Genomic DNA, 26985 nt, shown 5'->3' with positions numbered 1-26985 from the left:
TTCCGCCCGCAACGTTCCGCACCGGTTCCACCGCTCTCGTGCGCGCCGTGGCCCGGCCCTCGCTGCCGATTCCTCCATGCCCTGACCTCGATGACCGCTCGCCCAGTGGTTCGTCTGCCCGTGTGACGTGGCTACGCGCGGTCTGGGCGAACAAGGACGTCGCCGAGGCGCTCCAGCACTCCAGCCCGGTCCTGGCCGCGCAGGTAGGGGCCTTGTGCACGGCTGAGCATCCTGCCCTCCGGGATGTGCAGCGCACGGCGCTGTCCGTGGCCCGCTACCTGCTGCGGGCCCTGCACCGGGCTACGCCTTTCGGCCTGTTCGCCGGCGTGGCCACCGCGGAGTTCGGCCCGCAGGCGCGGGCTGACTGGGGCGAGGAGCACGTGGCCGTCGGCCGCGCGGGGGCAGAGTGGCTGGCGGCTCTGGTTGCACGGTTGGAGTCATGCCCGGACCTCCTCGAACGGCTGCCGGTCGTCATCAACAACACCGTGACGTACCGGGGAGACCGGCTCATCGTGCCGTTCCAGCCCGACGTCCAGGACGACCGGACTCGCGCGGTCGAGGCGTCTCTGGCCCTGACCGGACCGGTGCGCACGGTCCTTGCCTCGACCCGACTGCCGATCCGGCTCGGCACCCTCGTGGACAAGCTCCAGGCTGAGTTCCCCGAGGCCAGTTCCGAGAAGGCGCGTCAACTGCTGGCGGAGCTGATCCGGCGGCGGGTACTGATCGCGGGCCTGCACGCTCCGAGCACCGAGACTGACGCCCTCGGGTATCTGATGGGCCAACTCAACGCGATCGACGCTGGAAGTCTCGCCCCGGTCGCGGAGACCGTACGCGAACTCCACGCGGTCCGGGCGGGCCTGGAGGAATGCGCCACGCGCGGCGGCCGGGTCCGCGTCGCGGCGCGGATGCGAGACCTCGTCCCCGGCCTGCGTCGCCACCCCGTCGCGCTCGACCTCCGCCTGGACGCACGGATCGTTCTGCCGGAAGCGGTCGCCCGAGAGATCGAGCGCGCCGCTCTCATCCTGACCCGCTTGAGCATCCGCCCGTACGGGACCGCCGCCTGGAACGAGTACCACCAGCGGTTCTACGAGCGCTACGGCATCGGCACGATGGTGCCGCTCGCAGAGGTCGTCGCGGACAGCGGCACCGGCTATCCCGACGGCTACCCCGGCGCTCCGGCCGGCGCACGCAGGCCCCGTGTCTCCGCTCGGGATGACACCCTCGTACGGCTGGCTCAGGCCGCTGCGCTCGACGGCCGTGACGAAGTGATCCTCACGGACGAACAGATTGAGGCCCTGGACGTGGGTCCCGACGAGCCTCGGCTGCCGCCGCACCTGGAGATCGGGGTGCGGGTGCACGCGGCCAGCCTGGAGGAGTTGCAGCGCGGGCGGTTCCGGCTGGAGGCTGTGAGCGTGTCCCGTGGCGCCGGCGTTTCCACGGGCCGATTCCTCAGCGTGCTGGCCCCCGCCGACCGGGAGGCCCTGGTCACAGAGCTTGCCGACCTCCCGGCCGCAGACGGCAACACCATGCCCGCGCAGCTCTCTTTCCCGCCCCTGTTACCCGAGAGTGCCCACGTCACCCACTCCCCACAGGTTCTGCCCATCGTGATCAGCCTTCAGGAGCACCGCGCCCCGCAGGACACCGTCCTAACCCCGGAGGACTTGGCTGTGGGGTGCGACGGCCGCCGCATGTACCTCGCCGTCCCCGAGCGATGCCACCGCGTGGAGGCTGTCGGGATGCACGCGCTGAACCTGCGCACCCACACCCCGCCACTGGTGCGGTTCCTCACCGAACTGTCCCGCGCCCAGTGCGCGCAGGTCACCGTCTTCGACTGGGGCGCCGCAGCGGCCATGCCGTTCCTCCCACGTCTGCGGTACGGCCGCATCATGCTGGCCCCGGCACGCTGGCGGCTGGAAGCACCCGAACTGCCCGGCCACGTCCGCCCTCGGGAGGAGTGGGATGCTGCGCTCGCCGACTGGCGTGCCCGGCGGAGGCTGCCGCGCCGTGTCTACCTCGTAGAGGACGACCGGCGCCTCTTCCTCGACCTCGACGAGGCCGGCCACCATGCGTTCCTGCGCAGACACCTCGACCATTCGCGCATGGCCGTGCTCGTCGAGGCCCCAGAACCAGAGGCGTACGGCTGGTGCGGCGGGCGAGCCCACGAGGTCGTAGTGCCCCTCAAAGCAACGAGGCCGTCGGCATGGCCGCCACTGCCCGCCCCCGACCGGGCCCGTGCCCTGTCTGCGGCCCAGACTCAGACGCTTGCCTCTTCCTCAGTCCTTCTGGCCGCCCTGTACGGCGACCCCCGCCGCCAAGACGTCGTGCTCTCCCGGCACTTGCCCGGCCTCCTCGAACAACTCGGCAACCCGCCGTGGTGGTTCATCCGCTTTCGAGACCCAGACCAACACCTCCGCGTACGCATCGCCCTCCCCGACCCGGAAGCCTTCGCCGATACGGCCCGAACGGTAAGCGCCTGGGCCGACGAGCTACGAAGCATCGGCCTGCTGGCCGACCTGCGCTATCCCACCTCCTACCGGGAGATGGGTCGCTGGGGCTCCGGCTCCGCATGGGAGGCAGCCGAGAATGTGTTCCGGGCGGACTCGTGCGCCATCCTGGCCCAGCTCACGCAGCCACAGCGTCCCGGACCGCGCACGCTGGTAGCGGCCCACACGGTCGCCATCACCTCCGCGTTCCTCGGCACCATTGAGGCCGGAATGAAGTGGCTGATCGACCACGTCCCGCGGACAGCCCCCGTGCCCGTTCCACGCCCGCAGTTCACCGAGGCCGTACGGCTCGCCGACCCGAGCGACGACTGGTCAGCCCTGCGTAGCGTCCCGGGCGGAGACGCCATCGTGTCCGGATGGGCCGACCGGGAAGCGGCACTCGCCGCGTACCGGCCGCACCTGCCCGGCCCGGACACCCAGGGCATCGCCGTCGACGACGTCCTGACCTCCCTGCTGCACGTTCACTTCGTGCGCCACGTCGCCGTGAACTTCCCGGAGGAAGAGGTGTGCCTCTACCTGGCGCGCGCCGCTGCCCTGGCTTGGACCGCCCGCACCAGGAGGACGGCGTCGTGACCCCCCACCCCACGCTTGGCCTGGTCGACGCCATCGCCACCCGGCTTGCCGACCCCGACACCGTGCCCCTCGGCTCCAGGCTGCTGTCCTCGGACCGACAACATCTCGCATACGGCCCGCCCGGAATCGCGCTCCTGCACATCGAGCTGGCCGCTAACGGCCGCGGCCCGTGGCACCGCGCCCACGACTGGCTCGCCGCCGCCTCCCGGCAGCCGCTCACCAGCGGCCCGGACAGCCACCCGTTCTACGGAGTGCCCGCCTTCGCCCACGCCCTGACCTGTGCCGCCGACCACCTTCCCGATTCCTACCAGCGCGCCCTCGACGCGATGGATGGACAGATCGCAGTCGACGTCGGACGCCGTCTCGACGCCGCACACCGCCGCATCGACGCCGAACGCCTACCGCAGCTCGCCGAGTTCGACGCCGTCCGGGGCCTCACCGGATACGGCGCCTACCTACTGCGCCGAAACCCCGGCAGCTCCACGATGCGCGCCGTTCTCGACTACTGCGTGCGCCTCACCGAACCGATCACCCACCACGGCGAGACTCTGCCGGGCTGGTGGGCGGAGACCGGGCCCTCCGGCAGCCCGGACGACCGATTCCCCGCTGGGCACGCCAACACCGGTATGGCCCACGGCATCGGCGGCGTGCTCGCGCTCTTGGCCCTCGCAGCTCGGAGCGGCTCCATCACCGACGGGCACCACACGGCACTGCGCACCATCCTGGCCTGGCTGGACCGCTGGAAGGAGAAGGCCGACGGCGGGCCGGTCTGGCCGTATTGGGTCACTCAGGGCGAGCTGCGCAGGGGGCGTCTCGGCTCGTCAGCACCCAGGCGGCCCTCCTGGTGCTACGGCACCGCCGGCCTCGCCCGCGCCCAGCAATTTGCCGCGCTCGCCCTCGGCGATACCAGCCGCCAGATCGACGCGGAGAACGCGCTCGTGGCAGCCCTCACCGATCCCGAGCAGCTGAAGGCCACGACGGACAACGGCCTCTGCCACGGCTTCGCCGGCCTCGCCCACGCTGTCACGCGTACAGCCGACGACGCCCACCCCTCGACCGCGGGCCAACTCCGCGCCGCTATCCCGGCCCTCCTGGCTGGTGTCATCCCACCAGGAATCGACCCCGAACTCATGGCCACGGCGCTCATTCAGGACGAGAAGGGCGGCCCCGGCCTACTCGACGGCGCCGCGGGCATAGCCCTGGCCCTCCTCTCGCCCAGCACCGCGGCACCACCCCGGTCCGCCTGGGACGCATGCCTCCTCATCGCTTGATCCACCGACCGAAGGACCTCTATGCCTCCCGACCGCTGGCAGCAGCACAACATCACCTTCGTCGACCGCGAGATTGCCCGGCGCACCATCGTCGAACGCCTCGGCCCCGCCCTGATTGAGGCCGAGGCCGACGGGCAGCTCACCGGCTGGTGGTTCATGAACAAGCAGCCCTGGCCGCTGCGTTACCTCGCCGACAAGCCCTCACCAGCCATTGAGTCGCTCCTGAGCGATCTCATCGGCGACGGCGTGGCCGTGTCGTGCCTGCCCTGCATCTACGAGCCCGAGACCGACACGTTCGGCGGCCCGGAGGCCATGGACGCAGCCCACGAACTGTTCCACAGCGACTCCCGCCACCTGCTCACCTACAAGCTGAGCCCGATGCACTTGGGACGCCGGGAGACCGCCGTCCTGCTGGCGAGCGTCATGATGCGCGGTGCTGGACTCGATTGGTTCGAACAGGGCGACGTATGGGCGAAGGTCGCAGCTCTTCGACCGGCCGCCAATCCACCACCATCCGAACGAGCCGCCGAACTGGCTCCGGCGATGCGGAAACTCATGGCCGCTGATGCCCACAGCCTCTGCCGCTTGGGTGGCCCACTCCACGCGCACGAGGAATGGGTGACCGCCTTCGAACGGGCGGGAGCCACGCTCGCCGACCTCGCGGGCCGCGGCGCCCTCACCCGCGGTCTGCGAGCCGTCATCGCCCACCACGTGATCTTCCACGCCAACCGCGCCGGTCTCCTCCGGGACGACCAGAGCGCCCTGTCCCACATCGCACGAGAGGTAGTCATGGGAACGAGTGACCACACCGAGTCGCCCACCGGGGCAACGGCGGACATCGATAGCGTCAGCGCGGTGAACACCGACACGATCACCACCCCCACGGCGGACGCCGAGCGCCTCCGCAACGTCCTTGTCGACCAGCTCCGTGCGGACGGACACGCCCGCACGCCCGCCGTCGAGACCGCGTTGCGGACCGTGCCCCGCCACGTGTTCGTGCCCGAGGCGTCGCTCGAAGACGCCTACGCCAACGCACCGGTGCACATCAAGTACGACACCGACGGCACGTCCATCTCCTGTGCCTCTCAGCCGGGCGTCGTCGCCCTCATGTTGGACCAGCTCGACGCCCAGCCCGGCGAGCGCATCCTCGAACTCGGTGCCGGAACCGGCTACAACGCTGGTCTGCTCGCTCACCTGGTCGGCGAGAACGGACACGTGACCACCCTCGACGTCGACGACGACCTCGTGGAGGGTGCCTGCACGCACCTCGCCGCCGCCGGAATCACCAACGTCGAGGCCGTGACCCGCGACGGGGCCCTCGGCTACGCCGAAGGAGCGCCGTACGACCGGATCATCGCCACCGTCGGCGCGCACGGGGTACCGCACGCCTGGCTGCAGCAGCTCGCGCCCGGCGGTCGGCTCCTCGTCCCCCAGCGCCTCAAGGGCACCGTCTCCCGCTCCATCGCCTACGAGCAGCGCGACGGCCGGTGGGCGTCCCTCGGCAGCGAGATGAACACCTTCATGCCGCTTCGGCGGGGCATCGCCGACGACGACCGCCGAGTGATCCCTCTCAGTACGGACAGCGCCGTACGACTCCAGGCCCCCGCCGGGCTCAACATCGACGCCGATGCCCTCGCGGGCGTACTTGACCAGCCGCGCACCGAGGAGTGGACCGGCATGACGGTCCGCGCCATGGAGTCGCCGGAGTGGATGGAACTGTTCGTCACCTGCTCCCTGCCCTCCGGTCTGATCCGGATGCTGTTCCCCCAGAGCGCCAAGGGCACTCTGCTCACCGAGGACCCCTACCCCTCGTCGACTGCGGTCGTCGACAAGGGTGCCGTCACATATCTCGCCCGGCGCCTGTCGAAGAAGAAGACTCCCGAGGGTGGCAAGCTCTGGGAGTTCGGCGTCATCGGCCACGGCCCCGGCGGCGACGAGCTGGCCGCGAAGGTCGCCGACACCATCCGTACCTGGGACAGGGAGTACCGAGATCGTGAGGCCACGTTCGAGATCCAGCCCCTCGACGCCCCTCAGATCGAGCGGCGCCCGGGTCTCTTCGCCCTCGACACGCCGCTGAACCGCATCCTCGTCGACTGGCGATGACGCCCCACGCGTAGCGGACGGTGCCCGTCGGCACACGGCTGGCGGGCACCGTCGCTTCAGCAGTCCTCACTCTCGACCCCGGGGGATCCATGGACCCGCACGGCCCCATAGCCCAGCGCTTCCCGCTCGTCGCCCGATTCCGCCCCGCCTGCCTGCCCCTGCCTGCACGCGTAAGGGCACTCGTCGATCTGGCCGACACTGCGGTGGAAGAGACCGACCAGGGGCTCGCATCGGCCGTCTACAACCAGGCCGCGCTCATCGCCTCCGACCTCGACCTCCCCGACCTCGCCCGCGAGATGTGCCACCAGCACGCCGCCGCCTACCTCCACGCCTGCCCCCTCCCCGGCATGAGCGCGATTCGAGGACTTGAACCGGTCGTCAATCTCGCTCGCCTCCAGATCCGCGCCGGCCACGCCGATGAGGGCCGTCTGCGACTCCTCAACCTGTACAAGGCCGTCGAGGCGGGCACAGCCGCCCGGTTCGAGGGCGTCAACGTACCTGCGGACCTCACTGCGACCGGTGAAGACCGCCAGGAGGTTCGCGCATGGCTGTGGCGCGTCCTCCTCGCAGACGGCACGCGCACCCTCACCACCGAGGGGCGATGGGCCGAGGCGCTGGCGCACATCGAAGTCCACCATGGCATCGGAAAGCGGATGCTCGACGGTCGACAGGTCGCCGTGCTCGCCGCCCTCGCTGCGGGGGACACGGCGTGGGCAGCTGTCCTCCTTGCCGACACGATGCCCGGGGATCCGTGGGAGCAAGCCGTCACGGCATGCCTGACCGTTCTATGCCGCCGCGACGTCGGGCAGCCGATCGACGGCCACATGGCGGACCTGGTGACGGCCTACCTCGGAAGGAAGACCGAACCTGGGATGACCGTCTTCGACACCCGGCTCGGACTTACAGTCCTCGACGCGATCGGCTCCGCCGGGGCGCTCACCGCGCACCGCATCGTCAAGGACCTCCACCGCAGGACGACGGACGCCGAAGACGGCTACGCGGCCCGCGAGAACTTGGCTCATCCTCTGTTCACCGAGATCGCCACGGACCGGCAAGTGCAGGACTGTCGCGCGCTGGTGCGCGCCTGCGCCCTCGGTGCTGGGATCCTCCCGGACGAGCTGCGAGGAGAGCTGACGGCGGCTCTGCGCGCCAGCGATAGCGTGATCCGGGAAAGCGTCGGCAGTTATTAGGGACTTCGCCCCGCTCCTTGCACCTCACGCCGACATCCGACGCGCTCTCACGTTGGATCGTCCAGGTCCGCGGCGCCGACCTGCCCCACCTGCATGCCTTCGCACGAGGTCTAGAACGAGACCGCGACGCCGCAAACGCCGCCCTCACGCTTCCTTACAGCAACGGCCCCACCGAGGGCGTCAACACCAAGACCAAGCGGATCGCGCGCCAGATGCACGGACGAGCAGGCTTCACCCTTCTTCGCCACCGCATCCTCCTCGGATAGCGGCACGCTCCGTCACCACCGAATATGAGACAGGGCCGCTCGTTTGACAGACCCCCGCCCGGCTCGTACCGCGCGCCCGCGCCACCTCCGAGAACACCGCTCCCGAAGCGGAGCCCGAGCCCGACGGCGAGGAGTATCCCAGTCCGGAGTCCGTGCCGGATGATGCTGATCCGTTGGGCGGTATTCGGGAGATCAACTCTCCGTCCGCTCACGCAAACGGCCCCGGACGACGAGTCCGAGGCCGAATAGGGCGCCTCCCTGGGGAGGAAACCCCAGGTCAGCGGCGTAACGCGCTGTGCCCCCGGCAGGATTCGAACCTGCGACACCCGCTTTAGGAGAGCGGTGCTCTATCCCCTGAGCTACGAAGGCGGGGTTGCGGCCCTGTGGGTCACAGGCGTCAGCGTACCGGATTCGGGTTGGGGGGGTGTGGGGGTCGGGTGGGGTCAGGTCAGGGGGACTCGGGTGAAGCGGGACGCTGTGTGGAGGTCTGTCTCGATGTGGGAGGCGGTGGACATCAGGGCGGGGAGGATGTCGTGGACACACTCCTCGGTCGTGCGGCGGGCCACGTGGGTCGCCGCGTTCAGGGCGGCGATCACCCGGCCCGTCCGGTCGTGGATCGGGACCGCGATCGCGCGCACGCCCTGTTCCAGTTCCTCGTCAACCAGGGCGTAGGGCGACGGTGCGTCCGTGCCTGTCGGCAGTAGGACCCGGCCCATCGAGGTCCCCTGGGCCGGCAGCCTCGTCCCGACCGTGATGTCCACGCTCATGACGTGGCGCGCGGTCGCCCGGGCCGTGTACTGGATCTCGTCGGCCCGTTCGGTCAGGACCGCCAGGGACGTCGTCTCCTGGATCTCGGCCGCCAGCGTCGCCATGTGGGGGGTCGCGATGCGGGGGAGGGACGTGCGGGAGAGGGGTGGGAAGCCCAGGGAGAGGACCCTGGGGGTGAGGGCGAAGGTGCGGTGGGGGGTCGGTGTCACCAGGCCCAGGTGCTCGTACGTGATCAGTGCCCGGCGGGCCGTCGCCCTCGCCAGGCCCGTCGCCTTCGCGACCTCCGTGAGGGTCAGCTCCGCCCTGCCCTCGCCGAAAGCCGTCAGGACGGTCAGGCCGCGGGCCAGGGACTCGATGAACTCCCGGCCGAGTTCCTGTTTCGACGCGCCCGTCCAGGTCGCCAGGCCGGCCGGGGGCGGGCCGGGGTGCGGAGGCGGGGCCTGGCGCAGGTCGTCCTCCATCGCCGACACGGCCGCCCGGAGGCGGGGGAGCAGCGTTTCACGCAGGTGCGCCGCCGTGTGACGGCTGGTGTGGCTGACGACGTTCGCAACGCACGCGATCCGTGCGGTACGCGGATCCCGTACGGGGACGGAGACCGCCACCAGGCCCGGTTCGATCAGCTGGTCGTCCAGGGCGTAGTTCGCGGAGGCCGCTTCCGTCGTCCTTCGTGTGAACTCCTCGTCCTTGGGGGCGCCGGGTGGGAGTGGCGGTACGGTCGGGAAGGCCCGGTTGTGTGGGTCCGTCGTGCGGCGGGTGTGCCAGGTGTGCCACTCCTCGTCCGTCCACTCGGTGGCGAACAGCGGGCCGGGGGCGGTGCGTTCGGCCGGGAGCAGGTCGCCGATGCGGAAGCTCAGGGACATCGCGCGGCGGCGGGTCGCCTGGTGGATGAAGCGGATGCCGTCGTGGTCGGCGACCGCCAGGGACACGGACTCGTCCAGTTCGTCGGCCAGGCCGTCCGCACGGGCGGACAGCAGTGCGGGCAGGCGCAGCGCCGCCAGGTAGGCGTTGCCGAGTTCCATGACGCGGGGGGTCAGGATCGCGTCCCGGCCGTCGAGTCGGACGTATCCCATGCGGGCCAGCGTCGCCACGATCCGGTCGACGGTCGAACGGGCCAGGCCCGTGGCGCGTTCGAGCGCGCTGAGGCTCAGGACGCCGTTCGCCTCGGTGAGCCGGTGCAGCACGGCGACGCCGCGCATCAGCGGGGCTACGGCCTCGGCAGGGGTGCTGATGTCGCTGGAGGCAGCGGCGTCGGGCAGTGGCATGGGTGGTGTGTGCTCCCCGTGGACGGTGTCCGGGACACCGTAACGGGGGGCGACGGGGATCAGGGCTTGGGCAGGGTGTTCACGTAGTGGGTGCCGTCGGCGGCGAGGCCGGCGACGGCCTTCTGGGCGTCCTTGCCGGACGCGGCCACTCATGGCCTGGTCCGCCTGGTATTGAAGTGCTCGCCCGGCTGAAGCCGTGAGATTCCCGCCTGCCTTGCGGTGGCGGGCTTGACGCGACGTGCGCGCCCGGCGACTGCCGTCCCGGCAGCCGGGATCGCCACGTGGCCGATCCGGTACAGGTGCAAGATGTTGCGGGCCGCGTTCCAGTCGGCATTCGCCTCGAAGCCGCAGCCGGGGTTCTTGCGCTCGTCGAGGCCCTGCTGATTCCCTGCTGATTCCCGGCTGATTCCCGAGCTGGTCTGCACCGTGGTGGTGCGGGCCTACTGGCTCTTCTCGTCCATCGTCAAGTCGTACGTGACGCGGTCGTCGCGCTCGGCGCGATCGGGTACATGGCGGCCCTCAGGCGCCGCAGCAAGGACCGCCGGGCGGCCCGGGGGAGGGCGAGGAGCAGGCGCGCAGCTTCCTGAAGGATCGTTTCCCTTGAGCGGATCGGTGCCAGTGGTGGCCGCTGTCGATGGTGGCCGCTGTCGATGGTGGCCGCTGCCAGTGGTGGCCGCTGTCGGTGGTGGATCCGGGCAGGGTGCGGCTACCCCCGGGTCACCCGCACCCGGTAATCCCCCTCCCGATCCGCCCCCGCCACCGAGATCCGGATGCCCCGCTTCGGGTCCCTGAAGGTCTCGCCCGGGGCGAAGGGGGCGTCGGAGAGTTCCGCGTGGACGTTGGGGCTGCGGGTGCAGCCGCCGCTGTCGGCGCGGGAGTCGTAGACGGTCACCGGGCCCATGCCGGTGTCGACGTCGGCGTCGACCTTGTAGATGAGGACGCCCGGGCGGCACACCGTCTCGTCGTTGCCGCCGGGGGTGCGCAGTTCGACGGCGTATCCGGTGCGGGCGTCGACCGGGACGAAGACCAGTTTCGGGCCGCCCGCGCGGGACAGGGGCGTCAGCGGGTACTCCGTCGTGCCGCGGGCCGCCGCGCAGGCGATCTGGGAGGCGTCCAGCCAGCCCAGTTTCCACTTGTGCCAGCCGAGCAGGTCGTTGTTGGCCCCCCAGTCCTCGCTCATGATGTCCCAGTGGCCGACCGCTCCCCCGCCCTCCTGGGTGTAGAGGTCGGGCAGGCCGAAGACATGGCCGTTCTCGTGGGGGAGGACCCGGTAGCCGGTGCTGTCGTAGGAGCCTGAGCCGTCGTCCTGGCGGGAGTAGACGAAGGACGCGTTCGCCACCGACACCCCGTCGGCGACCGGCGCCTCCATGTTGCCGGCGAACGTCACCGACAGGACCCTGTCCAGCGCGGAGGGGCCCGCGTTCGGGGTGACCAGCACGTTCAGGAGGTCGTACGCGCGGAAGTCCACCGACGGGTCGGCGGCGGCCACGATGTCCTGGACGAGTTCGCGGTAGCCGGGGTCGAAGGGCGCACCGCGCTCTATGCCGTAGGCGCGGAACGGCTTGGGCATGCGCAGCCAGCGGCGGATCGGGGTCTCGGCCCGGTAGTCGAGGCGGCCGTAGGACGCCGTGCGGAACCATTCCTCGGTCTGCGGGAAGAACTCGCGGTAGCGGCTCAGGGCGCTTCCCCGGCCGGGCGAGTCCGAGAAGTCGATCATCAGGGTGAGGGCGCGGACGGTGCCGGTGGAGCGGGAGTAGCCGCCGGAGGTCGGGACGCCCTCGGACATCTGGACGGACGAGCCACCGTTGATCATGCAGGGGGCGAGGGCGGCGGAACGAGCCAGGGAGATCGGGCCCGCGCCGGCCGTCGTCGAGCCGGGGGGCGGCGCGAGCCGACCCGTGCCGGCCGATGTGCTGACCGCGAGCGTCAGGGCGGTGACGCAGACCAGGGCTGCGGCGCGGCGCGGGCGTATCCGGCGGCGGAGCGGCTCGCCTGCGCGGGCCGGGTCGGTGCGCACAGGCTGCGGCTGCATGCGGGGCCTTTCGCTCCAGGCAGCCGCCGGTCACCGACTGCACCCTTGCGATCACCCTGTGCCGGGGCGCACGCGGGCGCGCGCTGGAGGAGACCGATCGTGGGTTACCGGGCGGTAGTCGGCTCTGGCTGGGCGATCGGAGAGTGTGGCCCAGGTCACATCAAGAAAGTCTCCCGTCCGGGAAATAACCGGGGACCTCTTCCCCGTTTAGCCAGGTGTCCAAGCGAAACGGGGACTACATCCCCGGATCGCAGTCCGTCGCAGAACTCAGCAGGAGTACGCCGTGCAGACCGCGACCGCCAACCCCACCGCGCCCAAGGTGACCCGGCCACGCGCCGACGCCCTGCGCAACCGGGAGCGGATCGTCACCGCCGCCCGCGAGATGTTCGTCGAGTTCGGCCCCGACGTGCCGCTCGACGAGATCGCCCGCCGGGCCGGCGTCGGCAACGCCACGGTGTACCGCAACTTCCCCGACCGGGACGCGCTGGTCCGTGAGGTCGTCTGCTCGGTGCTGGACCGTACGGTCCGGGCCGGACAGGCCGCCCTCGCCGAGGCTGGTGACGCGTTCGGGGCGCTGGAGCGGTTCGTGCACGTCTCCGCCGACGAGCGGATCAGCGCGCTCTGCCCGATGATCTCCAGCACCTTCGACAAGTACCACCCCGACCTCGAAGCCGCACGCGAACGGGTCGAGCGGATCATCGAGGAGGTCATGGACCGCGCGAAGGCGGCAGGGCAGCTCAGGCCCGACGTCGGCGTGGGCGACGTGATGATCGCGGTGGCCCAGCTCAGCCGGCCCCCGGCCGGCACCGGATGCCTGAGCGCCGACCGCTTCGTCCACCGCCACCTCCAGCTGTTCCTGGACGGGCTGCGGGCTCCCGCCCCCTCCGTCCTGCCCGGTGTGGCCGTGACCATGGAGGACCTGCGCCAGTCCTGAGGGGCTCGTCCCCGAGCGATTAATTCGCGGTATCGCAGCAGTCATCACCCACGTTGCCACGAACGTTGCCGACCGGCCGTCACCGACGACGAGCCATCCCTTACGTCATCTACGTCACCTTTTTTCCGTCACGAAGTCCCGAAGCGGGTATTCCCATGTCTGAAACAGCCCAGAAGGCCCCCGGCAGGACGGGCGGCGCACCGGACGCCAACCGGTGGAAAGCGCTGGCCTTCATCGCCCTCGCCCAGCTGATGGTCGTCCTCGACGCGACCATCGTGAACATCGCGATGCCCTCCGCCCAGCAGGACCTGGGCATCTCCGACGGCAACCGGCAGTGGATCGTCACCGCCTACGCCCTCGCCTTCGGCGGTCTGCTGCTCTTCGGCGGCCGCATAGCCGACCTGTGGGGCCGCAAGCGTGCCTTCGTCGTCGGCCTCGGCGGCTTCGCCGCGGCCTCCGCGCTCGGTGGCGCGGCCGCCAACGAGGCGATGATGTTCGGCGCCCGCGCCCTGCAGGGCGCGTTCGGCGCGCTGCTCGCGCCCGCCGCGCTCTCGCTGCTCGCCGTGATGTTCACGGACGCGAAGGAGCGTGCCAAGGCGTTCGGCATCTACGGCGCGATCGCCGGTGGTGGCGGCGCCGTCGGTCTGATCCTCGGCGGCTTCCTCACCGAGTACCTGGACTGGCGCTGGACGTTCTTCGTCAACATCCCGTTCGCGATCGTCGCCGCGGCCGGCGCCTACTTCGTCATCCGTGAGCCCGAGGGCGGCCGTAACCGTTCCCCCCTCGACGTCCCGGGCGTCATCCTCTCCACGCTCGGCCTGGTCGCCCTGGTCTACGGCTTCACCCGCGCCGAGTCCGAGGGGTGGGGCGACTCCGTGACGATCGGCATGTTCGCCGCGTCCGCCGTGCTGCTGCTCGCTTTCGTGATCGTCGAGTCGAAGGTCAAGGCTCCGCTGCTGCCGCTGCGCGTGATCACCGAGCGCAACCGGGGCGGTATCTACCTCTCCCTCGGCCTCGCGATCATCGCGATGTTCGGCCTGTTCCTCTTCCTGACCTACTACCTGCAGATCGTGAAGGGCTACTCGCCGGTCAAGACCGGCTTCGCGTTCCTCCCGATGATCGCGGGCATGATCACCGGCTCCACCCAGATCGGCACCCGTCTGATGACCCGGGTCGCCCCGCGTCTGCTGATGGGCCCCGGCTTCCTGGTCGCCGCCCTCGGCATGCTGCTGCTGACCCGGCTGGAGATCGACTCCTCGTACGCGGCGGTGCTGATGCCGGCGATGCTCCTGCTCGGCCTCGGTATGGGTACGGCGTTCATGCCGGCCATGTCTCTGGCCACGTACGGCATCGAGCCGCGGGACGCCGGTGTGGCCTCCGCGATGGTCAACACCTCGCAGCAGGTGGGCGGCGCCATCGGCACCGCCCTGCTGAACACGATCGCCGCGTCCGCGACGACCTCGTACATCAAGGACCACATGGCCGGTGCCGCCTCCAGGCCCCAGCAGCAGCTGGTGCAGCTGGAGGGCATGGTGCACGGCTACACCAGCGCCATCTGGTTCGCCGTCGGCATTCTGGTCGTCGCCGCCGCCATCGCCCTGACCCTCGTCAACGCCGGCAAGCCGGACATGGGCGCGGTCGCGGGCTCGGGGGCGCAGGACGCCGAGGACGCGGTGCCGGTGATGGTCCACTGACGCGCGTAGCTCTGACGCGCGTAGCCCCGGTGGGTTAACGCAGCCAGGGCAGGTCGGCACCCGCTTCGTTGGGCTGGAGTCCCTCGGCGATGATCTGCATGATCTCGCCGAGGGACTTCTGCTGTTCGGGGGTGAGCCGGTCGAACACCGCCTTGCGGACGACGGTGACGTGGCCCGGCGCGGCCCGCTGGAGCACCTCCAGGCCCTGGTCGGTCAGTACGGCGAACTGGCCGCGCTTGTCGGAGGGGCAGTCCTCGCGCCGGACCCAGCCGTTCTTCTCCAGGCGGGCGATGGCGTGCGAGAGGCGGGACCGGGTGATCTTCGCTTGCATGGCCAGCTCGGTCATCCGCAGCCGCCGGCGGGAGGACTCGGCGAGCTTGACCAGGAGTCCGTAGTAGATGTGCGGCATGCCCACGTCACGCTGGAGCTGGCGGTCCATGTGGTCCTCCAGGAGGGTCGTGGCGTGCACGTAGGAGCGCCAGATGAGCTGCTCCTCGGCGGTGAGCCATGGCTCGTCAGCGGATGTAGATGCCTTCGTCATGTACTCCACTGTAAACGTCCGCTCCTTGAATTTTAAACCAATTAGGAATATGCTCATTGATATTGACGTTTTAGATTTCAATCAACCGTGCCGGACGATCCAGGAGTGCCAGGAGTGCCTGGAGCGGCCGGAGTGAGGGGCCGAGTCCCCGGAAGGAGTCACCGCCATGACCGCCGCACCCCAGGAGCGAGCCCTCCCCCAGGGGCGTATGCCCGCGCTCTACCTCAGTCATGGTGCCCCGCCGCTCGCGGACGACCCCATCTGGCCCGGCGAACTCGCCGCCTGGTCCGCCGGCCTGCCCCGCCCCAAGGCGATCCTCATGGTCTCCGCCCACTGGGAGGAGGCCCCGCTCGCCCTCGGCGCCGTCGACCCGGTCCCCCTGGTCTACGACTTCTGGGGCTTCCCCGAGCACTACTACCGGGTGAAGTACGACGCCCCCGGCGCACCCGAGCTCGCCGAGAGCGTGCGCAAGCTGCTGCGCGCCCCGGGCATCCCCGTACAGGACATCCCCGACCGGGGCCTCGACCACGGCGCGTACGTCCCGCTCGTCGAGATGTTCCCGACCGCCGACATCCCCGTCCTTCAGATCTCCATGCCGACCCTCGACCCCGTCAAGCTCATGGAGATCGGCCGCAAGCTGGCGCCGCTGCGCGACGAGGGCGTCCTGATCGTCGGCTCCGGCTTCTTCACCCACAACCTGGCCGCGCTGCGGCACGCCGGCGGGGGAGTGCCGACCTGGTCCTCCGAGTTCGACGACTGGGGCCGGCGCGCACTGGAGGCCCGCGACTGGGACGGCCTGCTGGACTTCCTCCACAAGGCCCCGGCCGGCCGCTACGCCCACCCGCGCACCGAGCACTTCGCCCCGCTCTTCGTGACCATGGGCGCGGCGGAGGTGTCCGGCGAGCTGGACGCCCAGAAGTCGGTGATCGACGGCTTCTGGATGGGGATGGCGAAGCGGTCGGTGCAGTTCGGCTGACCGGTCGGGGTGGTTCGGCCGGCCTACAGGTCCTTTTCGTACCAGGCGACGTCCCAGTAGCGGCCGAACTTGCGGCCCACCTCCCGGTAGGTGCCGACGTGCCGGAAACCGAAGCGTTCGTGCAGCCGCGCGGACGCTTCGTTCGGTTGGGCGATGCCCGCGTACGCCCGGTGCACGTCCTCGCCCGCCAGTGCCTCGAAGAGCGCCTTGTAGAGGAGCGTGCCGATGCCGCGCCGGCCGGCGTGCGGGGCGACGTAGACCGTCACCTCCACCGAGGTGGAGTAGGCCGCCTTTGGCCGGTAAGGGCTGGATGTGGCGTAGCCAAGGATTTCCTGTGAGGTCCCCTGGATGTCCTGTGAGTCCGCTTCTGTGGCAACCAACAGGCGGTACGGGCCGTCTTCAGGGTGGGAGAGCAGCCAAGGACGTCGCTCTTCCGGAGTGAAGACCGCGGTGTCGAATGTGATGGGCGTCTCACGTACGTAGTGGTTGTAGAGACGGGTGAGGGCGTCGAGATCACCCTCGACTCCCGGTCTGACCTGCACCTCTGTACGTTCCGACGGCATCGCGCCTCCCCGCGTGGTCCGACAGGGTACTGCATGATCATAAAAATCGGGGTGCGGGTTGGGAATTCTGTCCTGATTCCAGTCGTTGTTTCCATCGGATGCAGGGCACCCGAGGAGAGTTCCGGGAGTTTCCAGGACTGCCGAAACCTCGGGGAACGCCGAGCGTCCGAAGGCCACCCGCTGAACCTCCATCGCAAGGGAGCACGCATGGCAACCCGTGCCGTCGCCCGTCGCAAGTCCGCCACCGGCGGGACGACCGACGCGGCCCGCAGTGTTCGCGCCCATGGCGGCGAGATCGCCGACCGCGACCTGGTCGGCATGTACCTCGACGAGATCGCGCGTACACCGCTGCTCGACGCCGCCAAGGAAGTCGAGTTGTCCCAGATCATCGAGGCGGGCGTCTTCGCGCAGCAGGTCCTCGACGGCGAGGAGGAGTCCAAGGCGGACGCCTCCCGTGAGGAGCTCGAGGCTCTGGTCGCCGACAGCGAGCGGGCCAAGGACGTCTTCATCCGTTCCAACCTCCGCCTGGTCGTCGCGGTCGCCCGCCGCTACCCCCGCAGCGGTCTCCCCCTCCTCGACCTCATCCAGGAGGGCAACGCCGGTCTGGTGCGCGCGGTCGAGAAGTTCGACTACCGCAAGGGCTTCAAGTTCTCCACGTACGCGACCTGGTGGATCCGTCAGGCCATCACCCGCTCGATAGCGGACCAGTCGCGCACGATCCGCCTGCCCGTCCACCTCGTGGAGGAGCTCGGCCGGATCCGGCGCGTGCAGCGCGAGTTCAACCGGGAGAACGGCCGCGACCCGGAGCCCGCCGAGATCGCGACCGAGCTCGGCTCCACGCCGGAGCGCGTCACGGACGTCCTGGACTGGGCCCGTGACCCGGTCTCGCTGAACATGTCCGTCGACGACGACGGCGACACCCAGTTCGGCGACCTGCTGGAGGACACCTCCGCCGTCTCGCCCGAGCAGTCCGTCATGACCCTGCTGCGCAGCGAGGAACTGGACGGCTTGATCGACCGCCTCGACCCGCGCACCGCCTCCATCATCAAGATGCGGTACGGCATCGACGACGGCCGCGAGCGCACCCTGACCGAGGTCGGCAAGGAACACGGCCTGACGAGGGAACGCATCCGCCAGATCGAGAAGCACGCCCTCATGGAACTGAAGAAGCTGGCCCGCGACACGGGCTTCGAGGCAGCAGCCTGACGCTGGGCGCTGCGCTGGGCTGGGCTGGGCGCTCCGCTGGGCTGGCGGGCGGGGCGTGCAGCTGGGGCGGGCTTGATGTTCGGCCGGGCAGGTAGCTGGGCTGGGCGTGAGGGTTGGCTTGGGCTGGCGTGATCGTCCGTTGGGCTGGGCATGAAGGTCGGCCCGGCCTGGCCTGGCTGTCCTCCGTTTGGGCGGGGCGTGGGCTTGACCGGGCCAGGTTTGGCCTGGGGGCCGGGGTTCGCCTGGCTGGGCCTGGGCCTGGGACTAGAGGCTGCCTGGGCTTGGCCTGGGGCTGGGGTTTGCCTGGCTGGGCCTGGGACTGGAGGCTGCCTGGGTTGGCCTCGGGGTTGGGGTTTGCCTGGGTTGGGCCTCGGGGTTGGGGATGACACGGGTCGGCTTCGGGTGGGGGAGGGCGGGGCCGAGTCGGTTTCGGGGCTGTGGTGAGTGGGCCTCGGGCGTTGCCTGGTGCTGGGTCTCCGCCCGCGTGCGCCGGGTGGTGGAGGGCCGCGCAAACATGGCGCGGGAACGCCGCTTCAACCGGGAAGAGTGCGGGAACAAGACTTCAGAGCACGGGAGTTCAGGTCGGCACAGGAGTTCGGGTCGGCCGGGCCCTGCAGCTCTTCCCCAGGTCTTTGTCCTACGTGAGCCAAGTCCCGACGCACATCCCCCCGGCGCCGGGACTCTCCCTGAGCCGGGCTTCGGCGCCTCTCCCCCCAGGCGCCGGGGCCCGGCTCCTTTTTGTCCCCCGAGTTCCCCCGGGTTTGGCCAGATTCGGCCGCCGGTGTTCGCCCCAGGTTTGTCCCTCGGGTTTGTCCGCCGAGTGGGGATGTCGGCCCCAGGCGGGGATTGCGGGCGCACATGCCCCGCCAGGCGTACAGAAGGCGTGCGGGTACGCCGGGAGGGCGGGGCACCCCGTACCTGAACCACGGGGTGGCCCGCCCGAATGGCAGATTGTGCCACATGGGCATAGCCTGCCGACGTGATCAGCTCCACCCCCACCCCCGCTCCGGCTTCGCTGACCGAGCGGCGCAAAGCGGCGACCCGAATGGAGATCGCCCGGGCAGCTGCCGGCCTCTTCGTCAGCCGGGGCCTGAAGGCCACCCGCGCCGAGGACATCGCCCAGGCCGCAGGCATCGCCCCGCGCACCTTCTACCGGTACTTCGCGACCAAGGAAGAGGCCGTCGCCCCCCTCTACGCGGCGGGCGCCCAACGCTGGTCGGAGGCGGTGCGCGAGGCCCCGGCCGGACTGCCCGTGCCGGAGGCGCTGGAACACGCCGTGCGACACACCCTCGTCCCCGGTCACGGAGTGTCGGCGGCGTCCTGGGAATGGGTCCGCACCCTGATCCGGCTGGCCGGAACGAGTCCGGCTCTCGGCAAGGTCTGGGCGGAGGTCTGCCACATCTCGGAGAGCACCCTCACGGAGGTGCTGGCGGAGCGGGCGGCGGCCACGGCGGCGCAGGCGGTCACTTCGTCGCCCGCCTCCGCTTCCGACAACGTTGCCTCACCGCACCAGCGCTTCACCGGAGCGGTGGCCAGTGCCGCCGTCCGGGTCGCGGTCGAGAGCTGGGCGGCGAGCAACACCCCGCCCACCGGCCCGGACGGCCCGGCAGAACTGGCGCTGCGCAACCTGCGGGCCCTGCGGGGCTTCACGTGGGATGAAAGGCCGACGCAGCCGACCGGGCCGACCCAGCCGACCGGGCCGACCCAGCCGACCGGGCCGACGCAGCCGACCCAGCCGACGCAGCCGACCCAGCTGACCGGGCCGACGCAGCCGACGCAGCCGACCGGGCCGACGCAGCCGACGCAGCCGACCGGGCCGACGCAGCCGACGGGGGAGCCCCAGCGGGCTTGACCCGCGCCCCACCCGCGCGCACTGCCTCCCCACGCGAACTCACTCCCCCCACGCGCTCTTTGACCGCACCCTCTCCCACGTACCTTTCGTACGCCCCTACTTCACCCCGCACCACTTCACCCCGCACCACTTCACCCCGCACCCGCTTCACCCCCCCCCCGCACCCGAGCGCCCTCACCCACTGCCCGCCCGTCCCAACCGGCCGCCCAACTCCCTTACGTACTCCACCAGTTCAGCTGGTCCCCGGACCGAGAACTCGCAGCCCAGCATGGCCAGTCGTACCGCCACCCACTCCACCGGATCGCTGGTCGAGGTGCGCAGACGGCAGCCGTTCTCGCCGTTCTCGACCGGGTTCGCGACCGAGGTTCCGAGCCATGCCGGCAGCCGCGACGCCACGAACTCCGGCGGGGCGTCGAAGGTGACGTCGAGTTCGTACTCGTTCGCGTCCGGGCGTCGTTGGATGGACCGCCGGAGGTATTCCGCCGCGCTGCCCGTAGGCAACTCCCGTGGTGTGAAGCGGGCGCCGGTCGCGAACGGGTCCTGGATCCGGTCGACCCGGAAGGTCCGCCAGTCCTCGCGGTCGAGGTCGTACGCCACGAGGTACCACCGCCGGCCCGTGGACACGAGCCGGTAGGGCTCGGTCAGGCGGCGCGACTGCGTGCTGTCCTTCGCGCGGTAGGCGAACCGCAACCGCTCCTGCCCGGCCACGGTCGACGCGATGACGGTCAGCGTCTCGGGTGCGATGGTCGCGCCGTCCCCGCTGGTCAGCGGCGTGGTCGCGGCCTGCAGAGTGGACACGCGGTGGCGCAGCCGGGCCGGCAGTACCTGCTCCAGCTTGGCCAGGGCCCGTACGGACGCCTCGTCGACCCCCTCCAGTGCGTGACCGGCGCCCGCCCGCAGCCCGACCGCGATCGCCACCGCCTCTTCGTCGTCGAGCACGAGCGGCGGCATCGCCTTGCCCGCGACCAGCCGGTACCCGCCGTCCGAGCCCTTGGACGCCTGTACGGGATACCCCAGCTCGCGCAGCCGGTCGATGTCCCGCCGGACCGTGCGGCGGGACACCCTGAGCCGGTCGGCGAGTTCGCCGCCGGGCCATTCGCGGGGCGTCTGGAGGAGGGAGAGGAGTTGCAGCAGCCGAGCCGGAGTGTCCGTCGTCATGCATCCGAGGATGCCGCACCACTAGGACACGATCTGACCTATTGCGGTCCTACTGTCACACCATGACCTCCACGGAGACCTCCACCGAGACCCCGCCCGCCCCTGAGACATCCCCGGGTGACCGCCGCCGCTGGCTCGCCCTCGCCATCGTGATGACCGCGGCTTTCATGGACCTCGTCGACGTCACGATCGTCAACATCGCCATCCCCTCCATCAGGGAGGAAGCGGGCGCCTCCTGGAGCCAGATCCAGTGGATCACCGCCGGTTACGCGCTCGCCTTCGCCGCCGGGCTCATCACCGGCGGCCGACTCGGCGACATCCACGGCCGCAAGCGGCTGTTCCTCGTCGGCATCGGCGGCTTCACCCTGGCCTCCGCGCTGTGCGGCTTCGCCGCGAACCCGGAGATGCTGGTCGCCTCCCGCATCCTGCAGGGCGGTATGGCGGCGATGATGGTCCCGCAGGTGCTGTCGATCGTGCACGCCACGTTCCCGGCGCACGAGCGGGGCAAGGTGTTCGGGCTCTTCGGCGCGATCGTGGGGCTGGGAGCCGTCTCCGGACCGCTGCTCGGCGCCCTGCTGACGGAGTGGAACCTGTTCGGTCTCGAGTGGCGGCCGATCTTCCTCATCAACCTGCCGGTCGGCATCGTGGGACTGATCCTCGGCAGCCGCTTCATCACGGAGTCCAAGGCCCCGAAAGCGCTGAAGCTGGACCTCGTCGGTGTCGTCCTGGTCGTCGTCGGTCTGCTCATGCTGCTCTACCCGCTGACCCGCGGCCGTGAGCTGGGCTGGCCGGTGTGGGGGTACGTGTCGATGGCCGGCTCGCTCGCCGTCTTCGGGGCGTTGGTCGCGTACGAGCGGCGCAAGGGCGCGCGGGACGGCTCGCCGCTGATCGAGCTCTCCCTCTTCCGCGTGAAGAGCTTCGCGGCCGGTATCGCCGTGCAGACCGTCTTCGGGGTCGGCCTCGGCGTGTTCTTCCTGGTCTGGACGCTGTACATGCAGACCGGTCTGGGCTGGAGCCCGCTGAAGGCCGGACTGACCGGGGTCCCGTTCTCGATCGCCGTCTCGATGGCGGCCGGGCTGTCCGTCCAGAAGCTGGTCCCGCGCTTCGGGCGCAAGGTGCTCCAGGCGGGCGCCCTGGCCATGGCCGTCGGTGTGCTCCTCTACATCTGGGAGTCCGAGCGCTACGGCCTCGGCATCGCCCCGTGGCAGATGGCGCTCCCGCTGGTCGTGATGGGCCTCGGCATGGGCCTGATCGTCGCCCCGCTGACGGACGCGGTGCTGTCGGAGGTGCCGCGCGAGCACGCCGGTTCGGCGTCCGGGCTCATCAACACCGTCCAGCAGATGGGCAACGCGCTCGGCCTCGGCCTCGTCGCGGTCGTCTTCTTCGGTGAGATCGGCGACCGGCTGACCCGGGACCAGGTGCGTCCCGCCTTCGTGAACGCCTTCCAGCACGCCCTGGGCTGGGTGGCCCTGGTGATGTTCGCCATCTTCCTGCTGATGTTCGCCCTGCCGAAGCGTCCGGCGCAACACGTGGAGGGCGCCGTGGACCCCTCGCAGGCGGCCACCGCCGAGACCGACCCCGCCGAGACCGACCCCGCGGAGGAAGGGGAACGGGAGCGCGCGCTCATCGCCTGAGCCGAAGCGGCCACCTCCCGGCCCGAGGGCCCGTCACCGATCCCGAACCGGTGGCGGGCCCTTTCCGCACGTCCGAAGCTCGGGACCACCACCCGAAAGTCCGTTCATGCCCGCTTCGGGTCCGAACCTGTTTACTTTCTGGAAATCCGGGCGTAGCCTCCGTGGCGAAACCACAAGTTCGGGCATAAACCCGGTAACGGTCGGAGGCGAGCGGACATGTACGCACCGGAGCGGCAGCAGGAGATCCTGCGGCTCGCCCGTGACGGCGGCCGGGTGGACGTCCTGTCGCTGGCCGAGGAGTTCCAGGTCACGGCGGAGACGATCCGCCGCGACCTGAAGGCCCTCGACCGCGCGGGCCTGGTGCGCCGCGTGCACGGTGGTGCCATACCGGTCGGACGCCTCGACTTCGAACCCGACCTCGCCGAACGCGAGGGCACCTCCGCCGACGAGAAGGACCGCATCGCCAAGGCAGCCCTCTCGGAACTGCCGTCCGAGGGCACGATGATCCTCGACGCCGGCACGACGGTCGCCCGCCTGGCCGCCGCCCTCCCGCTGGAGGCCGAGCTCACCGTCGTCACGCACAGCCTGCCCATCGCGGCCCGCCTCGCGGACCACCCGGGCATGCAGCTCCACCTCGTCGGGGGGCGCGTACGGCACCGGACGCGCGCCGCCGTGGACGCCTGGGCGCTGCGCGCATACGGCGAGATCCGTGCCGACGTCCTGTTCGTCGCCGCCAACGGGTTCTCCGCCGAGCACGGGCTGACCACCCCCGACCTTGCCGAGGCCGCGGTGAAGCGGGCGGCCGTCGCCGCCGCCCGCCGCGTGGTGTTGCTGGCCGACTCCTCCAAGCACGGCCAGGAGCACTTCGCCCGCTTCGGCGACCTGAGCGATGTGGACCTGCTGATCACCGACAGCGGGCTGAGCCCCGACGACGCGGCCGCGATCGAGCGCGGCGGCACGGAAGTAGTACGCGCATGAGCGGCACCGACATGAGCAACGCAGACGTGAGCAACGCAGACATGAGCAACGCGGACGTGGGCAACGCAGACGTGAGCAACGCAGACGTGAGCAACGTGGGCGTGATCCTCACCGTCACCCCGAACCCGTCCCTGGACCGCACCTACGAGATCCCCTCCCTCGATCGCGGCGAGGTCATCCGCGCCACCGGCGAGCGGATGGACCCGGGCGGCAAAGGCGTGAACGTCTCGCGTGCCGTCGCCGCCGCCGGGCGGCGCACGGTCGCCGTCCTGCCCCTGGGCGGTGCGCCGGGCGCGCTCGTCGCCGACCTGCTCGACGCGCAGGGCATCGAGGTCGCGCCGGTCCCGGTGGCCGGAGCCACCCGCTCGAACATCGCGCTCGCGGAGTCGGACGGCGTCCTCACGAAGATCAACGCGCCGGGGCCCGAGCTGTCGTCGGAGGAGCAGGAACTACTCCTGGAGACGGTGCGAGAACAGTCCCGCGACGCCGACTGGATCGCCTGCTGCGGCAGCCTGCCCCGGGGGCTCGCGCCCTCCTGGTACGCCGAGGTGGTCGCGCGGGCGCACGCCGGGGGTGCGCGCATCGCGCTGGACACCTCGGGGCGCGCGCTCCTCGAAGCGCTGCGCGAGCGGCCCGACGTGGTGAAGCCGAACGCCGAGGAGCTCGCGGAAGCCGTCGGGCGCCCCCTGGCGACCGTGGGCGACGCGGTGAAGGCGGCCGAGGAACTGCGCGAGATGGGCGCCCGCGCCGTCCTCGCGAGCCTGGGCGCCGACGGGCAGCTGCTCGTGGAGGACACGGGTACCTGGTTCGCGAGCGCGCGCGTCGACGTCGTACGCAGCAATGTGGGAGCGGGCGACTCCTCCCTCGCCGGTTTCCTCATCGCCGGCGGCAGCGGTCCGGCGGCGCTCGCCTCCGCCGTCGCGCACGGCGCCGCCGCCGTCCAGCTGCCCGGCAGCGTGATGCCGACCCCGGCCGACCTGGACCCGGCGGCGGTGACGGTCACGGCGGAGGTGCCGGTGGACCGCGAACTGAAGGAGCCGGTGTCATGACGCACTTGATGGCGCCCGAGACGTTCACACCAGCGGCCGGGACGCGGCGAGGTTCTTCGTTACTCGCCGCCCACGACGGGCAGCGGGGCACCCTGAGCCGCCCCGCTGGCCAGGGGAAGCAGGACCCGAACCCGCCTGCGGCCCCACGGAGGCGGGGTTTCCCCGGCCCCGCCTCCGCCCGCCCCACCTCTCCCCACAGCAACACCGTCTCCACCTCTGTCCCCGTCCCCACCCCCGCCCACCACCCCACGCCCCGGGCGATACGCGTGCGAAGGAGCCCGCGATGAGCGACATGATCACCGCGGACCTGGTCGATCTCGACCTGTCCGCCCCAACGAAGGAAGCGGCGGCGCGATCCCTCGCCGAGCGCATGGTGTCCCAGGGCCGGGTGACCGACCTGGAGGGCTTCCTCGCCGACGTCGCCGCCCGCGAGGCCCAGATGCCCACCGGCCTCGACGGCGGCATCGGCATCCCGCACTGCCGCAGCGCCCACGTCACCGAGCCGACGCTCGCCTTCGGGCGCAGCGCCGCCGGCATCGACTTCGGCGCGACGGACGGCCCCGCCGACCTGATCTTCCTGATCGCCGCACCGGCCGGTGCGGACGACGCCCACCTGACGATCCTGTCGTCGCTGGCCCGTCAGCTGATGAACGCCGAGTTCACCGACGCGCTGCGCTCGGCCGGCGACGCGGCGACCGCGGCGGCGCTGATCCGCGGCGACGAGGTCCCGGCCGCCTCGGCCGAGCCGACCTCCGAGCTCACCTCCGAACCCACCCCCGAGGACTCCGTGTCGGCGTCGGCGGCGGCCTCCGCCGACGCCGACACGGCCACCACCCCGGACCCGGCCCCCGAGACCGACCGTCCCTTCCGGATCGTCGCCGTCACCTCCTGCCCGACCGGCATCGCCCACACCTACATGGCGGCCGAGTCCCTGGAGAACGCGGGCCGCGAGGCGGGCGTCGAGCTGGTCGTCGAGACGCAGGGCTCGGCCGGCTTCACCCGGCTCGACCCGGCCGTCATCGCCGCGGCGGACGGCGTGATCTTCGCCCACGACGTCTCCGTACGCGACAAGGACCGCTTCGCCGGCAAGCCCACCGTGGACGTCGGCGTGAAGGCGGGCATCAACCGCCCCGCCGAGTTGATCACCGAGGTGCGCGGGAAGGCGGCACGCGGTGAGGTGACGGCCGGTTCGGCCGCCGGGACCCCCGTCGAGCGGGCGGGCGACTCCACCGAGGGCTATGGCACCAAGCTCCGCAAGTGGCTGATGTCCGGCGTGAGTTACATGGTTCCGTTCGTCGCCGCGGGCGGTCTGCTCATCGCGCTCGGCTTCGCCATCGGCGGATACAAGATCAACAAGGCGCCGTCGGTCATGGACCACTTCCTGTGGACCCAGTCCGACAGCTGGGCCGCGCTGCTCTTCCAGATCGGTGTCGTCTCCTTCGGCTTCCTGGTTCCGGTCCTGGCCGGCTACATCGCGTACGGCATGGCGGACCGCCCCGGTCTCGTCCCGGGCTTCGTCGGCGGCGCGATCTCCGTCACCATCAACGCGGGCTTCCTCGGCGGTCTGGCCGCCGGTCTGATCGCCGGTGGCGTGGTGCTGTCGATCCAGAAGGTGAAGATCCCGGCGTCGGTGCGCGGCATCATGCCGGTGGTGGTGATCCCGCTGATCTCCTCGGCGGTCGTCGGATTCCTGATGTTCGTCGTCATCGGGAAGCCCATCGCCTCGGCCCAGAAGGGCCTGACCGACTGGCTGAACGGCCTCACCGGCTCCAACGCCATCCTCCTCGGCGCCCTGCTCGGCCTGATGATGTGCTTCGACCTCGGCGGGCCCGTCAACAAGGTCGCGTACACCTTCGCCACGGCGGGGATCGCGGTCGCCAGCCCGAGTGACTCCGCGATGAAGATCATGGCCGCGGTGATGGCGGCAGGCATGGTCCCGCCGCTGGCAATGGCTCTGGCCACGACGGTCCGTGGCAAGCTCTTCACGCAGACCGAGCGCGAGAACGGCAAGGCCGCCTGGGTCCTGGGCGCCTCCTTCATCTCCGAGGGCGCGATCCCGTTCGCCGCGGCCGACCCGCTCCGCGTCATCCCGGCCTCGATGGCCGGCGGCGCGGTCACCGGCGCCCTGTCGATGGCCTTCGGCGCCACGCTCCGCGCTCCGCACGGCGGCATCTTCGTGGTTCCGCTGATCGGCAGCCCCTTCCTCTACCTGCTCGCCATCGCGGTCGGCGTGTGCGTGACGACGGCCACGGTCGTCGTCCTCAAGGGCCTGCGCAAGCCGGTCCCCGGCGCCACGGAGCCCGTGCCGGCGGAGGGCTCCGCGGCCGGCACGGCGGCGGAGGCGAAGCAGCCGGTGGTCGCGTAACGGCTGCGGCTGTCTGCGGTGATTCGCAACTCTCCACACCGAAAAGACCTTTAGCGCGATCTGTGT

The 26985-nt window shown here is 70.8% G+C and carries 19 protein-coding genes, 1 tRNA gene and 1 pseudogene; 14 read left to right on the top strand and 7 right to left on the bottom strand.

Going from position 1 to position 26985, the window contains the following annotated elements:
* The first annotated feature begins 122 nt into the window (after positions 1–122).
* From OG289_RS21990 to OG289_RS21970, 5 genes and pseudogenes are all read left to right on the top strand, one after another.
* Positions 123–3077 carry a lantibiotic dehydratase gene (locus tag OG289_RS21990; RefSeq protein WP_327315744.1) on the top strand — a complete coding sequence of 985 codons (2955 nt, stop codon included), beginning with the start codon at positions 123–125 and terminating at the stop codon, positions 3075–3077.
* Positions 3074–4348: a lanthionine synthetase C family protein gene (locus tag OG289_RS21985; RefSeq protein WP_327315743.1), complete on the top strand. Its 1275-nt coding sequence runs from the start codon at positions 3074–3076 to the stop codon at positions 4346–4348. Before OG289_RS21990 ends, OG289_RS21985 begins: the two co-directional genes overlap by 4 nt.
* A 21-nt stretch (positions 4349–4369) precedes the next feature.
* Positions 4370–6451, top strand: a complete 2082-nt coding sequence (gene fxlM / locus OG289_RS21980; protein ID WP_327315742.1) for a methyltransferase, FxLD system — start codon at positions 4370–4372, stop codon at positions 6449–6451.
* An 89-nt stretch (positions 6452–6540) separates the two neighbouring features.
* Positions 6541–7641 (top strand): hypothetical protein, encoded by a 1101-nt coding sequence (locus tag OG289_RS21975; protein WP_327315741.1) that lies wholly within the window; start codon positions 6541–6543, stop codon positions 7639–7641.
* Positions 7637–7907: pseudogene (locus tag OG289_RS21970) on the top strand (transposase); the annotation flags it as partial. The gene OG289_RS21975 and the pseudogene OG289_RS21970, both read left to right, overlap by 5 nt.
* Before the next feature lie 296 nt (positions 7908–8203).
* Here the strand turns inward: OG289_RS21970 and OG289_RS21965 are convergent.
* The 4 genes from OG289_RS21965 to OG289_RS21950 form a co-directional block, all read right to left on the bottom strand.
* Positions 8204–8276: transfer RNA gene (locus OG289_RS21965), tRNA-Arg, on the bottom strand.
* Between the two features lie 74 nt (positions 8277–8350).
* The gene (locus OG289_RS21960) at positions 8351–9937 is read right to left on the bottom strand and encodes an IclR family transcriptional regulator domain-containing protein (protein ID WP_327315740.1); all 1587 of its coding nucleotides are present in this window, start codon (positions 9935–9937) and stop codon (positions 8351–8353) included.
* A 149-nt stretch (positions 9938–10086) separates the two neighbouring features.
* Positions 10087–10362: a hypothetical protein gene (locus tag OG289_RS49720; protein ID WP_442818933.1), complete on the bottom strand. Its 276-nt coding sequence runs from the start codon at positions 10360–10362 to the stop codon at positions 10087–10089.
* 281 nt (positions 10363–10643) lie between these two features.
* On the bottom strand, positions 10644–11969 hold the full coding sequence (locus OG289_RS21950; protein WP_327315739.1) for a M6 family metalloprotease domain-containing protein: 1326 nt from the start codon (positions 11967–11969) through the stop codon (positions 10644–10646).
* Between the two features lie 283 nt (positions 11970–12252).
* On the opposite strand from OG289_RS21950, the gene OG289_RS21945 reads away from it, so the two are divergent.
* Positions 12253–12903, top strand: a complete 651-nt coding sequence (locus OG289_RS21945) for a TetR/AcrR family transcriptional regulator (RefSeq protein WP_327315737.1) — start codon at positions 12253–12255, stop codon at positions 12901–12903.
* 155 nt (positions 12904–13058) lie between these two features.
* Positions 13059–14597, top strand: coding sequence for an MFS transporter (locus tag OG289_RS21940; protein WP_327315736.1), 1539 nt, complete (start codon positions 13059–13061; stop codon positions 14595–14597).
* A 34-nt stretch (positions 14598–14631) separates the two neighbouring features.
* Here OG289_RS21940 and OG289_RS21935 read toward each other — a convergent pair whose 3' ends face one another.
* Complete coding sequence (locus OG289_RS21935) at positions 14632–15138, bottom strand: MarR family winged helix-turn-helix transcriptional regulator (protein ID WP_327315735.1); 507 nt, start codon at positions 15136–15138, stop codon at positions 14632–14634.
* 166 nt (positions 15139–15304) lie between these two features.
* Between OG289_RS21935 and OG289_RS21930 the strand changes: the two genes are divergently transcribed.
* Positions 15305–16114 (top strand): dioxygenase family protein, encoded by an 810-nt coding sequence (locus OG289_RS21930; RefSeq protein WP_327315734.1) that lies wholly within the window; start codon positions 15305–15307, stop codon positions 16112–16114.
* Between the two features lie 23 nt (positions 16115–16137).
* Here OG289_RS21930 and OG289_RS21925 read toward each other — a convergent pair whose 3' ends face one another.
* Positions 16138–16677 carry a GNAT family N-acetyltransferase gene (locus OG289_RS21925; RefSeq protein WP_327315733.1) on the bottom strand — a complete coding sequence of 180 codons (540 nt, stop codon included), beginning with the start codon at positions 16675–16677 and terminating at the stop codon, positions 16138–16140.
* A gap of 207 nt (positions 16678–16884) precedes the next feature.
* On the opposite strand from OG289_RS21925, the gene OG289_RS21920 reads away from it, so the two are divergent.
* Entirely contained in the window at positions 16885–17883 is a 999-nt protein-coding gene (locus tag OG289_RS21920) for a sigma-70 family RNA polymerase sigma factor (protein WP_327315732.1), read from the top strand.
* A 1045-nt stretch (positions 17884–18928) separates the two neighbouring features.
* Positions 18929–19735 (top strand): TetR/AcrR family transcriptional regulator, encoded by an 807-nt coding sequence (locus OG289_RS21915; RefSeq protein ID WP_442819092.1) that lies wholly within the window; start codon positions 18929–18931, stop codon positions 19733–19735.
* Between the two features lie 174 nt (positions 19736–19909).
* Here OG289_RS21915 and OG289_RS21910 read toward each other — a convergent pair whose 3' ends face one another.
* Entirely contained in the window at positions 19910–20893 is a 984-nt protein-coding gene (locus OG289_RS21910; protein ID WP_327315731.1) for a helix-turn-helix transcriptional regulator, read from the bottom strand.
* A gap of 62 nt (positions 20894–20955) precedes the next feature.
* Between OG289_RS21910 and OG289_RS21905 the strand changes: the two genes are divergently transcribed.
* The 4 genes from OG289_RS21905 to OG289_RS21890 all read left to right on the top strand — a co-directional run bounded on the left by OG289_RS21905 (position 20956) and on the right by OG289_RS21890 (position 26919).
* Positions 20956–22527, top strand: a complete 1572-nt coding sequence (locus OG289_RS21905; RefSeq protein WP_327315730.1) for an MFS transporter — start codon at positions 20956–20958, stop codon at positions 22525–22527.
* Positions 22528–22743: 216 nt separating this feature from the next.
* Positions 22744–23505: a DeoR/GlpR family DNA-binding transcription regulator gene (locus OG289_RS21900; protein ID WP_327315729.1), complete on the top strand. Its 762-nt coding sequence runs from the start codon at positions 22744–22746 to the stop codon at positions 23503–23505.
* Entirely contained in the window at positions 23502–24554 is a 1053-nt protein-coding gene (gene pfkB / locus OG289_RS21895; RefSeq protein WP_327315728.1) for a 1-phosphofructokinase, read from the top strand. Before OG289_RS21900 ends, pfkB begins: the two co-directional genes overlap by 4 nt.
* A gap of 283 nt (positions 24555–24837) precedes the next feature.
* The gene (locus OG289_RS21890; protein ID WP_327315727.1) at positions 24838–26919 is read left to right on the top strand and encodes a PTS fructose transporter subunit IIABC; all 2082 of its coding nucleotides are present in this window, start codon (positions 24838–24840) and stop codon (positions 26917–26919) included.
* Positions 26920–26985: the final 66 nt, after the last annotated feature.

The organism is Streptomyces sp. NBC_01235, from assembly GCF_035989285.1.
In the GTDB taxonomy this organism is placed as follows: Bacteria; Actinomycetota; Actinomycetes; order Streptomycetales; family Streptomycetaceae; genus Streptomyces.
The sequence above is the reverse complement of the archived record's forward strand: the minus strand, read 5'-3'. Positions and strand labels throughout refer to the sequence as shown.

Excerpts from the sequence above, each read along its gene's own strand:
- fxlM (WP_327315742.1), top strand. The coding sequence starts at position 4,370 with ATGCCTCCCGACCGCTGGCAGCAGCACAACATCACCTTCGTCGACCGC.
- OG289_RS21975 (WP_327315741.1), top strand. The coding sequence starts at position 6,541 with ATGGACCCGCACGGCCCCATAGCCCAGCGCTTCCCGCTCGTCGCCCGA.
- OG289_RS21960 (WP_327315740.1), bottom strand. The coding sequence starts at position 9,937 with ATGCCACTGCCCGACGCCGCTGCCTCCAGCGACATCAGCACCCCTGCC.
- OG289_RS21950 (WP_327315739.1), bottom strand. The coding sequence starts at position 11,969 with ATGCAGCCGCAGCCTGTGCGCACCGACCCGGCCCGCGCAGGCGAGCCG.
- OG289_RS21940 (WP_327315736.1), top strand. The coding sequence starts at position 13,059 with ATGTCTGAAACAGCCCAGAAGGCCCCCGGCAGGACGGGCGGCGCACCG.
- OG289_RS21935 (WP_327315735.1), bottom strand. The coding sequence starts at position 15,138 with ATGACGAAGGCATCTACATCCGCTGACGAGCCATGGCTCACCGCCGAG.
- OG289_RS21930 (WP_327315734.1), top strand. The coding sequence starts at position 15,305 with ATGACCGCCGCACCCCAGGAGCGAGCCCTCCCCCAGGGGCGTATGCCC.
- OG289_RS21925 (WP_327315733.1), bottom strand. The coding sequence starts at position 16,677 with ATGCCGTCGGAACGTACAGAGGTGCAGGTCAGACCGGGAGTCGAGGGT.
- OG289_RS21920 (WP_327315732.1), top strand. The coding sequence starts at position 16,885 with ATGGCAACCCGTGCCGTCGCCCGTCGCAAGTCCGCCACCGGCGGGACG.
- OG289_RS21915 (WP_442819092.1), top strand. The coding sequence starts at position 18,929 with ATGGAGATCGCCCGGGCAGCTGCCGGCCTCTTCGTCAGCCGGGGCCTG.
- OG289_RS21910 (WP_327315731.1), bottom strand. The coding sequence starts at position 20,893 with ATGACGACGGACACTCCGGCTCGGCTGCTGCAACTCCTCTCCCTCCTC.
- OG289_RS21905 (WP_327315730.1), top strand. The coding sequence starts at position 20,956 with ATGACCTCCACGGAGACCTCCACCGAGACCCCGCCCGCCCCTGAGACA.
- OG289_RS21900 (WP_327315729.1), top strand. The coding sequence starts at position 22,744 with ATGTACGCACCGGAGCGGCAGCAGGAGATCCTGCGGCTCGCCCGTGAC.
- pfkB (WP_327315728.1), top strand. The coding sequence starts at position 23,502 with ATGAGCGGCACCGACATGAGCAACGCAGACGTGAGCAACGCAGACATG.
- OG289_RS21890 (WP_327315727.1), top strand. The coding sequence starts at position 24,838 with ATGAGCGACATGATCACCGCGGACCTGGTCGATCTCGACCTGTCCGCC.